12 protein-coding genes and 1 pseudogene are annotated in these 13,224 nt (G+C 69.0%); 6 read left to right on the plus strand and 7 right to left on the minus strand.

Annotated elements, in window-relative coordinates:
- Window positions 1-174: 174 nt before the first annotated feature.
- Both ABD220_RS07760 and ABD220_RS07765 read left to right on the plus strand, forming a co-directional pair.
- Window positions 175-1,004, plus strand: a protein-coding gene (locus tag ABD220_RS07760) for an IS5 family transposase (protein ID WP_344121343.1) whose coding sequence is annotated in 2 segments (ribosomal slippage) — window positions 175-535 and window positions 535-1,004 — 831 coding nt in all. Because the reading frame shifts where the segments join, the coding sequence is not laid out codon by codon here.
- 88 nt (window positions 1,005-1,092) lie between these two features.
- The gene (locus ABD220_RS07765) at window positions 1,093-1,596 is read left to right on the plus strand and encodes a hypothetical protein (RefSeq protein WP_344121344.1); all 504 of its coding nucleotides are present in this window, start codon (window positions 1,093-1,095) and stop codon (window positions 1,594-1,596) included.
- Window positions 1,597-1,951: 355 nt separating this feature from the next.
- Here ABD220_RS07765 and ABD220_RS07770 read toward each other — a convergent pair whose 3' ends face one another.
- Entirely contained in the window at window positions 1,952-3,136 is a 1,185-nt protein-coding gene (locus ABD220_RS07770) for a glutamate--cysteine ligase (RefSeq protein WP_344121345.1), read from the minus strand.
- Between the two features lie 47 nt (window positions 3,137-3,183).
- On the minus strand, window positions 3,184-4,965 hold the full coding sequence (locus tag ABD220_RS07775; RefSeq protein ID WP_344121347.1) for an N-acetylglutaminylglutamine amidotransferase: 1,782 nt from the start codon (window positions 4,963-4,965) through the stop codon (window positions 3,184-3,186).
- A 359-nt stretch (window positions 4,966-5,324) separates the two neighbouring features.
- Here ABD220_RS07775 and ABD220_RS07780 point away from each other — a divergent pair, with 359 nt between their 5' ends.
- Window positions 5,325-6,461, plus strand: coding sequence for a glycosyltransferase family 4 protein (locus ABD220_RS07780; protein WP_344121349.1), 1,137 nt, complete (start codon window positions 5,325-5,327; stop codon window positions 6,459-6,461).
- An 85-nt stretch (window positions 6,462-6,546) separates the two neighbouring features.
- Here ABD220_RS07780 and ABD220_RS07785 read toward each other — a convergent pair whose 3' ends face one another.
- Window positions 6,547-6,846 carry a DUF4193 domain-containing protein gene (locus tag ABD220_RS07785; RefSeq protein ID WP_344121350.1) on the minus strand — a complete coding sequence of 100 codons (300 nt, stop codon included), beginning with the start codon at window positions 6,844-6,846 and terminating at the stop codon, window positions 6,547-6,549.
- A gap of 227 nt (window positions 6,847-7,073) precedes the next feature.
- Here ABD220_RS07785 and ABD220_RS07790 point away from each other — a divergent pair, with 227 nt between their 5' ends.
- Window positions 7,074-7,823: a YqjF family protein gene (locus ABD220_RS07790; protein ID WP_344121351.1), complete on the plus strand. Its 750-nt coding sequence runs from the start codon at window positions 7,074-7,076 to the stop codon at window positions 7,821-7,823.
- A gap of 150 nt (window positions 7,824-7,973) precedes the next feature.
- Here the strand turns inward: ABD220_RS07790 and ABD220_RS07795 are convergent, their stop codons facing one another.
- Window positions 7,974-9,317 (minus strand): DUF2254 domain-containing protein, encoded by a 1,344-nt coding sequence (locus tag ABD220_RS07795; RefSeq protein ID WP_344121353.1) that lies wholly within the window; start codon window positions 9,315-9,317, stop codon window positions 7,974-7,976.
- Between the two features lie 220 nt (window positions 9,318-9,537).
- On the opposite strand from ABD220_RS07795, the gene ABD220_RS07800 reads away from it, so the two are divergent.
- On the plus strand, window positions 9,538-10,254 hold the full coding sequence (locus ABD220_RS07800) for a hemerythrin domain-containing protein (RefSeq protein ID WP_344121354.1): 717 nt from the start codon (window positions 9,538-9,540) through the stop codon (window positions 10,252-10,254).
- A 32-nt stretch (window positions 10,255-10,286) separates the two neighbouring features.
- On the plus strand, window positions 10,287-11,054 hold the full coding sequence (locus tag ABD220_RS07805; protein WP_344121355.1) for a hemerythrin domain-containing protein: 768 nt from the start codon (window positions 10,287-10,289) through the stop codon (window positions 11,052-11,054).
- Between the two features lie 111 nt (window positions 11,055-11,165).
- Here ABD220_RS07805 and ABD220_RS07810 read toward each other — a convergent pair whose 3' ends face one another.
- The 3 genes and pseudogenes from ABD220_RS07810 to ABD220_RS07820 all read right to left on the minus strand — a co-directional run.
- Entirely contained in the window at window positions 11,166-11,477 is a 312-nt protein-coding gene (locus ABD220_RS07810) for a hypothetical protein (protein ID WP_344121356.1), read from the minus strand.
- 288 nt (window positions 11,478-11,765) lie between these two features.
- Window positions 11,766-12,878: a WD40 repeat domain-containing protein gene (locus ABD220_RS07815; RefSeq protein WP_344121357.1), complete on the minus strand. Its 1,113-nt coding sequence runs from the start codon at window positions 12,876-12,878 to the stop codon at window positions 11,766-11,768.
- Window positions 12,875-13,224: pseudogene (locus ABD220_RS07820) on the minus strand (hypothetical protein); the annotation flags it as partial. The gene ABD220_RS07815 and the pseudogene ABD220_RS07820, both read right to left, overlap by 4 nt.

Here is a 13,224-nt window from a genome sequence, read left to right on the forward strand (position 1 = left end):
GCACCCACCGGGAGGCGGCCAGGCTCCTCGACCAGGCCCTGGCCGAGGAGCAGGCCCCGCCGCCCGTGCTGCCTACTGCCCTACACACCGCCGCCCTGGGGGACTCAGAAGTGGTTTCAATAGTTATGGCCGAAGCATTGAGCGCTGCCTGCCCGGTTGGTGATCATGGCTGCCATGGCGAGTCAGACAGCGTCCGGGCGACTGCTCAGCGACCGGTTGTGGGAGCTGCTGGAACCGCTGATTCCGCCGCCTCCACCGGCCAAGAACGGGCGGACGGGGCGACCGCGGGTCGATGACAGGGCCGCGCTGGAGGGCATCCTGTTCGTGGCCGAGCACGGCATCGCGTGGAAGAAGCTGCCCGTGGAGCTGGGCTACGGCTCAGGGATCACCTGCTGGCGCCGGCTACGGACCTGGCAACAGGCCGGGGTGTGGGAGAAGCTCCACCACTCCGTGCTCGACCAGCTCGGTCAGGACGGGGCGCTCGACTGGTCCCGGGCGTGCCTGGACTCGGTGAGCGTCCGGGCCAAAAGGGGGACGAGCTGACCCGACCCAACCCCACCGACCGCGGCAAACTCGGCACCAAGTACCACCTGCTGGTCACCGCCGACGGGCTGCCCCTGACGGTCGCGATCACCGGCGCCAATCGGCACGACTCCATGCTCGTGGAGCCGATCCTGGACGGGCTGGCCCCGGTCAAGGGCCGAGGCCGCGGTCGGCCACGACGCCGGCCCGTCAAGCTGCACGCGGACAAGGCCTACGACAACAAGAGAGTTCGCCGCTATCTGCGCAAGCGGGGCATCATCGCCCGTATTGCGCGGATTGGGGTGGACTCCAGCGAACGCCTGGGCCGGCACCGCTGGGTGGTGGAACGCACCATCGCCTGGTTGCTGGCCTTCCGCCGCCTGGCCACCCGCTACGACCGCAGCGCGGACACCATCACTGCTGTGGCCACCTTGGCGATCACCGTCATCTGCGCCCGGCGACTGCCCCGGAGAAACTATTGAAACCACTTCTTAGGGTCGAGCAATACAAGTCGGATCGCGCCCACGTCGACAACCACAACGTCGAGGGTCAACGCAGAGGAGACCTCCCATGAGCACATCAGCTCAGCGGATCACCCGGCCCTTGGCCACTGTCCTGGTCGCCGCCGGTCTGAGCTTGGCCGGTTGCGGCACTGAAGGTCCGGAAACCGGCACGGATGTCGAAGACGTCACCGACGGCGAAATCGCCGAAAGCCCCGCGCAGGCCTCGGCAGGGGCTGGCGAGATGGCCTACGAGGGGGATTACAACCAGCAGTTCCAGGACGAGGTCACCACCTATGTGGGAGAGCAGGTCACCCTGTCCGCGGAGGTGAGCAGAAGCCTGACTTCGGACACTTTCGAGATCGGAGGCCCCGGGGACCCGTTGCTCATCGTCGAGGAGCAGGAACAGCTTCCTCCCGTCGAGGAGGAGCAGGTCGTCCGCGTCATAGGCACCGTGCACGATGACTTCGATGTCACCGTGGTAGAGGAGCTCGGGATCGATCCGGTCGAGGAATTCGACGCGTACGACGGAGAGCCGTACATCAGAGCCACCAGCGCCGAAATCATCGAATAGAACCGACCTAAAACGACCGGCTACCTTCCGGAGGCGCGGCAAGGTCCGGAGGTGTAACCCTGCAGTCGCTGGTCGGCCCGTGGGCATCGGGTACAGGGAAAGTTCTGCCCTCCCTGGTTTACATATGGCCGGCTATCGAACACTGATCCACGAATGTGTAGCCGACTTCGGGAACTGACACTGGCGCAGCTGTTCCCGGCCGCGCGAATCCTGGTCACCGGCGCCTGGGGTTCCGACACCTGCGCCCACGGTGTCGAGGAGTCCCTGGACCTCGAGGACCTGCGTCGGGTCGGGGGGTGCTGTTCGAGGCGCTGTTGGCCCGGCTCAACCGGCGGGCCTAGCCGCCCCGGTACGCCTAGACGGCCTTCGATGTGTCTATCGGTGTCCCTTCGCCCGTCTCTCGCGTCGTGCTCACCGACGACTTTGCCGTTCCGGTGCTCGCCGACCGCCGGAGCGGGGCGCGGTGGGTGGCTGCGAGGGCGGTGACCACGACGTCGCGCAGGTCGTGCCGGTCTGCATAGGCGTGCCGCTGGAGGTGGGCTCCGGAGCCGTGACGCAGGATGTCGGCGACCACGTCCTCCACCTGCTGCTCCTCCCCGTACTCGGCCAGGACCGGGCGCAGGACCTCCAGCAGGCGGGCCACGACGTCCCCGGCCGGGGCCGGGGTGCCGGTGGCCGGGTCGATCAGCCGGCCCTCGACCCCGGTGCGGCTGGCCTGCCAGGACCAGGTCCGCAGCAGCGACGCGGGCACATCCGGGGCTTCGGTCCGCCACTGTCTCGCGGCGGTTTCGACCAGCGCACGGACCAAGGCCGCCAGGACGGCGGCGTGGGCAGGGTCCAGGCACACATCGGCGATGCGCACTTCGAGGGTCGGGTGGTCCTCGCACAAGCGGGCGTCGTGGTAGAGCATTGCTGCATCCAGCGGTACCTGGGTGCGCAGCAGGGCCGTTCGGTGCCGGTCGTAGGCGGCGACCGAGCCGAACACGTCGGTGGGCCCGGCGCTGGGCCACCGGGACCACGCCTGGTAGCGGTAGGAGGCGTAGCCCGTGTCACTGCCGTGCCAGAACGGGGAGTTGGCGCTGAGCGCCAGGATCACGGGCAGCCAGGTGCGGATGCGGTCCAGCACGCCCACGCCCTCCTCCCGCGAACCGATGCCGACATGGATGTGGAATCCATTGGTGAGCTGCTCGGCGGCGGTGAGCCCGAACTGCTCCTTGATCCTGCGGCACCGCGGGGCGGGGTACAAGTGCGGAGTGACCATGCCCGGGGCGGTGGGCAGGGCGACCACGCGCCCGCCTACGCGGGTGGCGGCGGCCTCGGCCAGGGCCCGGCCGGTGCGGATCGTCTCGAGTTGCCCGGCCAGGGTCGTCTGGGGCGGGGAGATGACCTCGAGCTGTTCCTGCTGCAGCTCCGTGGTCAGCTCGTGCCCGGACACGGGGGCGTCCTCCAGCAGGCCCACCGCCCATTCCCCGGCCGGCAACGGCTCCAGGGTCGAGCTGTCGACCAGCAGCAACTCCTCTTCCACACCGAATGTGCGCACGTCCCGGTCCTTCCTGTTGTCGTCGATGTCTGTCACGGCTCCTGGGTTCACCCCACTCCGTGGCGCTGCAGCCACATCTCCAGCAGCCCCAGCTGCCACAGCACGTTGGGCCCGGTCGGGGCATGCCGGGCGTTGGGCTCGGCCAACAGGTCCTCCAGCAGATCGGTGCGGAACAGTCCGCGGTCCTTGGCCTCCGGGGCGTAGAGCGCCTCGCGCACCATGGCCAGGATCGGCTCTTGAAGGTGGACGAGGGCCGGGACAGGGAAGTACCCCTTGGGCCGGTCCACCACCTCCGCGGGCAGGAGCCGACGCCCCAGGTCCTTCAGGATCCCCTTGCCGGACTGGGCGGTCTTCAACTCCGGCGGACACGCCGCGGCCAGTTCCACCAGGTCCTGGTCCAAAAACGGCACGCGGGCCTCCAGACCGGCGGCCATAGTCATGTTGTCCACCCGCTTCACCGGGTCATCGGCCATCAGCAGGTGGGTGTCCAAGCGCAGCACCGCGTCCAGGGCGGTGGCCGCCCCCGGGGCAACAAGGTGATCAGCCAGCCGGGCCCGGCTCGGATCTGACGGATGCAGCCACTCCGGCTCCAAGATCGCCAGTAGCTGTGCCTGGTCATGATCCACGAACGCACCCGCGAAGGTGTCCAGGGCCGCCTCCCGGGGCGCGGTCGCGGCGGAGTGGTGGTAGGCGTAGCCGGCGAACACCTCATCGGCGCCCTGGCCGGACTGCACGACCTTCACGTGCTCGGCCACCGCCTGGGAGAGCAGGTAGAAGGCAGTGACGTCGTGGCTGGTCATCGGCTCGGTCATCACCGCCACCGTGTCCTCCACCGCCTGGGGCAGGTCGATGGCGCCGATGTGCAGGCGGTGGTGGTCGGTGCCGAAGACCTCGGCGACCAGGTCCGAGTAGGCGAACTCGTCGCCGGCGCGATCGCCGGCGTCGTCGAAGCCGATGCTGAAGGTGGACAGCCCCTGCTGACCGGCCTCGGTGAGCAGAGCCACGATCAGGCTGGAGTCCAGGCCCCCCGACAGCAGCACCCCCACCGGCACATCGGCCACCAGGCGGCGCTGAACCGCCGTGCGCAGGGCCCCGTGGACAGCGTCCCGCCACTGCTGGGCGTCCCACCCGGCGTGCTCGGGGCGGCGGGTGTAGTCCGGTTGCCAGTACACCCGGTCGCGGGTGCGGCCTGCGATGTCGACCACCCGCACGGTCGCGGGGGGCAGCTTCGTGACCCCGGCCAGGATCGTGGCCGGGGCCGGGACGATGGAATGCCAGCTCAGATAGTGGTGCAGACCCACCTCGTTGATCGAGGTGTCCACCCCACCGGCCGCCACCAGGGCGGGCAGAGTGGAGGCGAAGCGCAGGCGCCCACCCACCTGCGCCAGGTACAGCGGCTTGACCCCCAACCGGTCCCGGGCCAGGACCACACATTGCCGGCGCTGATCCACGAGGGCGATCACGAACATCCCCACCAGATGCTCCACGAAGTCCTCACCCCACCGGTCGTAGGCGGCCAGGATCACCTCGGTGTCCGAGGCGGACCGGAACGGGTAGCCCTCGGCCAGTTCGGCGCGCAGCTCGTGGTGGTTGTAGATGCAGCCGTTGAACACCACAGCCAGCCCGAAACGGTCCTCCACCATCGGTTGCGCTGCGGCCTCGGTGAGGTCGATGACCTTCAACCGCCGATGCCCCAACCCCGCCCACCCGCCGTGCCAGGTGCCCTGGCCGTCCGGACCCCGTTCCGCCATGGCCTCGGTCATCTTGCGCACCGATTCCAGATCTGCCCGCGATCCTCGGAACGCGATCTCCCCGGCAATACCGCACATCGTCGTGCTCCCGTGTTCGTCCGCTCCGGTTTGCCCCGTTGCTTGAGGCGCCGGACAGCCCCCGGATCCTCAAGGGGGTTGGTATGCGTACTGACTATATGCCGTTTCTAGGACGCGGGGGCAGCATTCCCTGGTCATGAGCAGGGACGCCCATCGGCGGAGGCTGCCGGCTGTTGCCACCGTCCCTGTGGGCATTCAGGCGTGGTATCGGCTGTTGTTGCATCGTGGGCGCTGAGCCTGCCCCTGCGGCCACCACCGAAGATTCGTGTACGGATCTTCGAGAATGTGTGACAGCGGCACCAAACCTGTGGGGGTCGACTCGGCGCTACCATCGGGTCACCGGGGAAGGGGGCGCGGATATGCAGGCGGAGTCACGGAGCATCCTGTATCTGGACAGCTACACCACCGGGGACCCGGCGGAGAAGGTGGCCAGCGACGCCAGCGGCTACGGCATCACCGCCTCCCAGGCGATCCGCTCGGGCCTGGCCGGGCGTGGGTTCGAGGTGTCCTCCCCGGCGGTTCCCTCGGTGGCCGACCTGGCGCCGGAGCTGCGGTCCCTGTCCTGGGCCCTGGCTGGTTACAGGGCCACCCTGGACACCCTGGTCGCGACCGATCCGGATGTGGTGTTCGTCTTCCACTCCTTCCGCACCTGGCCCACCCAGATCCGCCACTTGCTTCTGGAATTGGGCAAGAACATCCCGATCGTGGGTTACACCCACGGCAGCCACTGGGATCCCTCCGACTACGTCCGCACCCGGTTCTACCCGGGCCTGGAGATGGCGGACCTGGCCAACCTCATCGCCATGGACCGGGTCCTGCTGGTCTCCGAGTACATGCGCGAGACCCTGCACCACAACATCTCCGCACTCAGCCCGCGCCTGGCCGATGACCTCATGGAGCGATCAGCCGTGGTGGGCCTGCCGATCAACACCGCACTCATCGACGCGTGTCGACCCACCCAGGCCCCGGACTCACCGGCGATCGTGTTCAACCACGCCCCGGTGGCCAGCAAGAACCCCCAGCTGTTCATCGCCGTGATGGCCCGGATCCTGTCCGACTACGACATCCAGGTGCTGTTCACCCGTGGATTCGACCTCACCACCGCAGAAGGGCGGGCGGTGGCGGATCTGCACACGTCCTTCCCGGAGCAGGTGGTGCTGGGCAACAACTTGAGCTTGAGTGCCTACTACGAGGCGCTGTGGGCCGCGGACCTCCAAGTTTCCACCGCCGAGCACGAAAGCCTGGGCATCGCCACCCTGGAGGCCATGTACACCGGCACCTGCTGCATCCTCCTGGATCTGGGCAGCTACCCGGAGATCACCGGCCACGACACCGAGGTCCTCTACCCGCCGGGAGAGGAGGGACTGGAGGAGCGGATCCGCTGGTTCCTCGACCACCCCGCCGACCGGGCCCGGGCCGGGGAACGGCTGCGCCAGCAAGCCCTGCGCTACACCCCTGAGCAGGTCGTGGGCGCGATCATCGCTGCCCTGCCCTGAGGCGGCACCGAGCCGGCCACGACTCCCTTCGGAGGCTGGTGCGGGGCACCGACCATGGCGGGTTAGGGGCGGAGCATGGTCACGGTCAGCTTTCGCAGTCGCTGCAGTACTGGTGGCCGCCCTCCGTGCGGGCGAGCTGGCTGCGGTGGCGGACCAGGAAGCAGGAGTCGCACACGAACTCGTCCTCGCCTTCAGGGATGACCTGGATGGTCAGCTCTTCTCCCGACAGGTCCGCTCCGGGCAGGTCGATGCCTTCGGCGGTGTCGGCGTCGTCGATCTCCGGGACTTGGATGGTGCCCTGGCCTCGGGCCCGGGTCGTCTCCAGCGACTCGTTGGCCGGTTCCTCGTCGGGGTTGGTGCGCGGGGCGTCGTAGTCGGTGGCCACGGGTATCTCCTTTCCAACGCTTGTGGTGCAGAAGGTGTGTTCTCGGCCCACTGGGCGGGCAGAGAGCTTGCCCTGGACTGGTCTGTTCAGCGCCCTCCAGCCCCGGGTACCCGCCAGTGGTGGCATGACCATAGATGAGGCCTCCGGGCCTGTGCGACCGTATTGCGCAACCAGCAGAGGGCGACCGATGCAGATGAGGGTGCGCCTGTCGTTGCTAGGTTGACTCTATGCATCGGTACCATCCCGACGAGGCCGGTCCGTGGCCGGCCGGTCCGGCGCTGCCCGGGCCGTTGGTGATGGAGCAGTCGTGGTCTGAGGCGGTCATCTTGCACTGGCGGATCCCTGCTTCGGTGGCGGCCGTGTACATGCCGCCCGGGGTGGAGTCTGATGTGTTTCACGGCTCGGCCTGGGTGGGCCTCATCGGCTTCCGCATGAGCGGGACACGCCTGGGGGCGGTTATGCCGTTGCCCTATCTCGGGTCTTTCACGGAGGTCAACGTCCGTCTGTATTCCCGTGGGGCGGACGGGACGCGCGGGGTGGTGTTCTTGTCGCTGGACGCTTCCCGGCTGCCCGTGGTTCTGGCCGCCCGATCCGTGGGCGTGCCGTATGTGTGGTCGCGGTGCCGGCCCACCGTCACCGCAGGGCCGGATCCGGTCTGCGGCTACCAGGTGCGGCGATTCCGCGGGCACGGCGGTTCCTCCTTCACCGTGCGCCCGGACCTTCAGCAGCAGGCCGACGACGAGCTGTCTCTGGAGCTCACCGCCCGGTTCGGGGCCCACCACAGGATCGCCGGGGCCACATTGTTCCTGCCGATCTCCCATCGGCCGTGGCCGTTGCACCCGGCCGCTCTGGTCGGCCTCGAGGACGGGTTGTTGGACGCGGTCGGTCTCCAGGTGGAGGGACCACCGGAATCGGTGCTGTTCTCACCGGGGGTGGACACCGTGTTCGGCAGACCCTGGACGGTGCGCGGCGCCTGAGCGCCCTGGCCCGGGGCCTGTCTGCTACCGGGGCATGTTTGGAGGAGGCAGACCTTTGTCTTCGGCAGCTGAGGAGCCGGCGATGCCCTGTGCCTTGGCCGCGGCCCGAAAACCGTTCGGACAGATGCTGTGCCGCAGGAACCAGGTAGGTCAGACGGAGCGGGTTTCCCCGGCCCGGTCCCGGAAGGCGCCGTCGAGGTCCCCGGCCAGGGCCAGCTCGATCCGGCGGGCGAAATCGCGGATCTCCTCGGCGTCGGCGTCGATCAGGCCCGGGTCCATGGTCTGCAGGATCAACTCGGTCTGGCGGGCGATCTCCGTGCGCTGGGAGTCGTCGCGGGCGGTGGCCGCGCACGCCCGCAGCATCCGCAGCAGCGCGGTCAGCACCAGCGGCTCACCGGCCCCGTAGCGGCGGACCGGGGCGCACACCAAGTCCAGATAGTAGCGGTGGTCGCGGTCGGGGGTCACCAGCCGCACGATGCCCTGGCCGTCGACGTGCTGCTGGGGTCCTAGTTTGCGGTGCTGCAGCCGGGCGATGAGGTCGGTGCAGTAGCCGATCGCGTGGGCGGCGGTGATGGGGTCGTTGATCCCCGGGGAGATTGCCTTCACAGCGATGTCGGTGAGCTGGCGCAGCCCCAGGGCCGCGTCGTGTTCGAGGGTGCGCTCAAAACCCATCTCCACCGCCTCCTCCACCGCGGCCTCCAGCGCCTCGGCGTCGGCGGCCGGTGACCCCTCGACCGCCCAGGCGCTACCGATCGGGGCGCCGGCGGCGACATGGTCCCCGGGGCGGATCCCGAGCCGGAAGAACAAACCGTGCTCGGCGCATCCCTCGACCAGGGGGCTCGGGCGGACGGCCTGGATGAAGCCGCTGCGTGAGGAGTAGAGCAGGGTACCGCCCTCGGGGCCGGGAAGCTCCGGGGACGGGTCCTTGGAGTGGTCGTCGTAGTCCGGGTAGGCCTCGGCCACGGTCGCGGCGGCCTCCTGGTGGACGGTGACCATCATCGAATCCACCCGCAGGGACCGGACGATATGACCCAGGAACATCACCAGCGCGCCCGCCGAGGTCAGGCCCATGACCAGTGCCAGGGTCGGCACCAGCACCGGCAGCGGCGTCTCCGAACCCATTCCGCGCAACCCGGTCACAGAGATCACGAAGGTGGAGATCAGCACCGCGAGCACGATCTGGGTCTTGGGGTCCCGGGCGAACTCGCGCAACAACCGCGGGGAGAACTGCTGGGAAGCCAGTTGCAGGGCCACCACGGTCAGGGAGAAAGTCAGGGTCGTGGCGGTCATGATCGAGGTGGCCACCACCTGCAGCATCGTGCTCGCCGCATCAGATCCGCCGGGCCACACCACCGTGGCCCACGCGGTGCCTGGTTCGGGTCGGACGGTCATCAGCAGCATCGTCACCACCAGCGACCCCGCGGCGGCCACGGCCGGCCAGAACCACAAGCTCGCCCTCAGCGCCTCACCTTTGCCGCCTCTGTTGATGCCCATTGGACTCTTCTCCTCCGCACTCGACTCGCGCACCCGGTCCCTGAACATCGGCTGCAGGCCGGGGGCAACATCTGTCTCAGCAGACTTACTATGTCATGGAAGGGCTGGTCAGCAGTGGGAACGCTTTCAAGGACGAGGACTCCCCAGCACGGGCGGCCGCTGACCACAAGGCCTGTCCCGTTCAGGCACCCCCTGAACGGGCACTTTTCGAAAGGTCGTCATGATGAGATCCATCGCTGATCAGAAGGTCCACGAGCTTGGCGGGCGGTTGAGCGTGCTGACCCGGCAGCGGCGGGACCACGTCAAGCTGGAGGACCTGCTGGAGGACCTCGCCGGCACCACCGGGGCGGCCCAGGGGCAGGTGCTGCTACGGATCCACCGGCTGGTCTTCCCGCACGCCTTCGCCGAGGAGGCCGTGCTGTGGCCGGTGATGCGCCGGGTCCTGCCCGACGGGCATGAGCTGACCCTGGAGGTGGAGCGCGAACACCAGGAGGTCAACGAGCTCGTCACCGCTCTGGAAGCCATGGCGCCCGAGGACCCCGCCCGGGGCCCACTGCTGGCCCGGTTGGTCGCGGTGCTGCGGGAGGACGTGCGTGATGAGGAGGACGTCCTGCTCCCGCGGCTGCAGGAGAAGCTAGGTCGGACCCGGCTGCGTGGACTGGGGCTGGCGTGGGAGGTGATCCGGCGTACCGCGCCCACCCGCGCCCACCCCGTGGTGGCCCGGCGTCCGCCGGGCAACGTGGTCGCGGCCGTGCCCCTGTCGGTGCTCGACCGGGTCCGAGACCTCGTGGACGCCGTGGTCCTCCGCGGACCGGAGCGAAGGGCTCCGGGATTGCGCCCGGTGAGTGCGCGCCTGGCCCGTCTCACCCACCGGATCGAGCACCTGCCCGTGATGCGCCGGGGCGAGGATCCCTCCACGGCGTCACCGGGCACCTGACCACCCGTCATCACGCACACGAGGAGCCCGCTATGACATCGATCGCAGACCAGACCGTGGAGGAACTGGGCGGGCCGTCCAGTGTGCTGGTGCGGATGCGCCGAGAGCACGGAGAACAGGAAGCCCTGCTCCAACGCCTGGAGGCCACCTCGGGCGATGCCCAGGACGAGGTGCTGACCCGGTTGTGGCGACTGGTGTTCACCCACGCCTACGCGGAAGAAACCGTGGTGTGGCCGGCCATCCGGGCGGTCTCCCGGGACGGGGACGAGCTGACCCTGCACATCGAGCAGGGTCACCAGAAGCTCAGCGAGCTCACCGCCGAGCTGGAGCGCACCCGCCCCGGCGACCCCGGACGCGGGGAACTGATCACCGAACTGGCCGCCGAACTGCGCCTGGACATCCGCGAGGAGGAGGACATCCTGCTGCCGCGGTTGCGCGAGGGCGCCGACGACCGACGGCTGCGCCGACTCGGTCGGGCCTGGGCCCTGGTGCGCTCTACCGCCCCGACCCGCCCGCACGTGGCCGTCTCGCGCCGCCCACCGGGCAATCTGATCGCGGCGGCACCACTGAGCGTGCTCGACCGCTCCCGCGATCGCCTGGACCGCGCCGCCCGGGACCGTTCGGGCCGGGTGCGGTCCGGGGCCGAGGCCGCCAGCTGGGCTCTGGCCCGAGTGGCCGGGGCTATCGAGCGCTCCAGGTTGGTGCAGGTCGGTGAACGGGCCCGCACCCGGCCCGGCCGGTGGACGGTGCACCGGTGGCTGACCCGCAACACCCCACCCACCAGTGATCAGTCGGACTGAGCCAATACTGGCCCGGGAGGACCCCACACAAGATCCGACAGAGCGATTCAGTAGGATCCGCTCCCCGCTTTACATATGGCCGGTTGGCGGTCATCAAGCCGGGTCAAGGTGTCATCTATCGGTGCGGCAGTCCCGACCGCTGGTCGGTGGGGGCTCGGGCAGAACGAATCGCACCGGATGCGTGAGATGGATCGGCTGGTAGTGCTCGACCTCCCAGCACAACAGATCCAGCGCTGCGGTTGCGAGATGCTCGACCGCGCTCAGATCGATGACAACCTCAGTCGCGGTGGCGAAGGTGTAGGCGCGGTGGATCGAGGGGTACAGCATCTGTTGATTGCTCTCGGTCAGACGCCCGGTGGTCACCAGTCGGACCTGTTGTTCGTCCAGGGTGACTTCAAAGTGAACGGAAAGCTCCAGCTTCACAACAGGGCTCCTGAGCCTCGGAAGGTTCGTGGCCGACTGCTGGACCTTCTGCCAGGCTAGGCCGGTGACCTCCGATTGACCAGGTGTGCAGACGTTCCATCTGCCTGAGCGGGCGGCGCAGACCGCACGCATGGTGGACATGATGGAGGAGCCACGGATGGGAGCACCGGTCGATGGGCTGTCCTGTCAGCACGTGGTGAGGAGCATTTGGAACGCCGTTCTTCGTTTATGGGAGGCCTGCACCATGGTGTGCCTGGCCACTTCGTGCAGGCCCCGGTATGACGGCCATCAGGGGTGTCGCTGGGGGAGGGGCACCAGGAAAAGCCGTCCTTCTCCTATCGCCGTCAGCGCGTGTTCAGTGATGGACAGCTGCGACAGCACTGTTCCCACTGTCAATGCAGCCAGGGTGCTCATGGTGCCGGGGTCCCAGACTCTCACGGTGCCGTCGAGGTGGCTGGTGCCCAGCCAGGTGCCGTCGGGGGAGACGGCCATGGCGGTCACCTCGTACGGGTCGCCGGGGAGGGTGTGGGTGGCGATGCCGGTGGCCGGGTCCCAGATTCTCAGGGTGCCATCGAGGTGACTGGTGGCCAACCAGGTGCCGTCGCCGGGGGCAACCATCGCGCTGACATGCCCGGTGGAGAGGGTGTGGGTGGCGGTAGCGGTGGCCGGGTCCCAGATGATGAGGGCGCCGTTGACGTGGCCGGTGGCCAGCCAACCCCCGTTGTCGGGGAGGCCCATGGCGGTCATTCGGCTGGTGGAAGCGGCATCGATGGCGGTGCCGGAGTCCGGGTGCCAGACGGTAAGGGCACCGTTGACGTGACCGGCAGCCAGCCATGTGCCAGTGGCCGGAGTGACCATGGCAGTCACCCGATGAGCTGGGACGGACAAAGTGTGGATCGGGGTCCCGGTGGTCGGATCCCATAGCGTCACGGTGTGGTCGCTGTTGCCGGTAGTGGCCAGCCAGGGACCGTCGGCCGGGGTCACCATGGCGCTGACCCACTGGGGATGGGCGGAGACAGTATGGGTCGGGGTGCCGGTGGAGGGGTCCCAGACCGTCACGGTGCCGTCGGTGTACCCGGTGGTGGCGAGCCAGGCGCCGTCGGCCGGGCCGACCTCCGCGCTGACCCACTCCGCGTGACCGGGAAGGACACAGGTAGGGGTACCGGTGGCCGGGTCCCGGACCGTCATGGTGCCGTCGGTGTATCCGGTAGTGGCCAGCCAAGCGCCGTCGGCCGGGGCCAGTAAGGTCCGCGCCCCGCACATCAGGCCCTGGGCAACCACAGTCTTGGGGGCTTGCATCACCACCCTGTGCTCAGCCGCACGAGCCAGGACACGATCGGCGGGCGTGTCGGCCCCGCGCAAGGCCTCCCCGGGAGGGCGGGTACGAGGCAGGGCGGTCATGGGGTTGCGCCTATGGGATCCGGGACGCGGTCCGGGCGGGGCGGGGCGCTGGGATAGTCGGCGGTCACGAGCCCATGGGAGGGTGGTACCGCAGTCTCGCCGCCCTGGGCTGCGCTGATCCGCCCGGTCGCCGGGACCCGGGGCAGGTCCTGGGCGCGCCGGTAGCGCAGCGCGCCGGGGATCCGGCCCTTCTCGCCCAGTGGGGTGCCGCGGGCGAAGTCGGCCCACAGCCGGCGCAGCTGACGGCCGTGGGCGTCGATCTCCTCCCAGTCCGCGCCGGCGACCAGCCCGGTGCCGGCCCAGGTGTGCTCGTGGCCGAAGAGCAGGGGCAGGTCGATGGCGTGGG

The organism is Kocuria aegyptia (assembly GCF_039530085.1).
Classification (GTDB): domain Bacteria; phylum Actinomycetota; class Actinomycetes; order Actinomycetales; family Micrococcaceae; genus Kocuria; species Kocuria aegyptia.

Bases quoted from the DNA above. Each gene is read 5' to 3' on its own strand.
- ABD220_RS07765 (WP_344121344.1), top strand. From the start codon at position 1,093: ATGAGCACATCAGCTCAGCGGATCACCCGGCCCTTGGCCACTGTCCTG.
- ABD220_RS07775 (WP_344121347.1), bottom strand. From the start codon at position 4,965: ATGTGCGGTATTGCCGGGGAGATCGCGTTCCGAGGATCGCGGGCAGAT.
- ABD220_RS07780 (WP_344121349.1), top strand. From the start codon at position 5,325: ATGCAGGCGGAGTCACGGAGCATCCTGTATCTGGACAGCTACACCACC.
- ABD220_RS07790 (WP_344121351.1), top strand. From the start codon at position 7,074: ATGCATCGGTACCATCCCGACGAGGCCGGTCCGTGGCCGGCCGGTCCG.
- ABD220_RS07795 (WP_344121353.1), bottom strand. From the start codon at position 9,317: ATGGGCATCAACAGAGGCGGCAAAGGTGAGGCGCTGAGGGCGAGCTTG.
- ABD220_RS07800 (WP_344121354.1), top strand. From the start codon at position 9,538: ATGATGAGATCCATCGCTGATCAGAAGGTCCACGAGCTTGGCGGGCGG.
- ABD220_RS07805 (WP_344121355.1), top strand. From the start codon at position 10,287: ATGACATCGATCGCAGACCAGACCGTGGAGGAACTGGGCGGGCCGTCC.
- ABD220_RS07815 (WP_344121357.1), bottom strand. From the start codon at position 12,878: ATGACCGCCCTGCCTCGTACCCGCCCTCCCGGGGAGGCCTTGCGCGGG.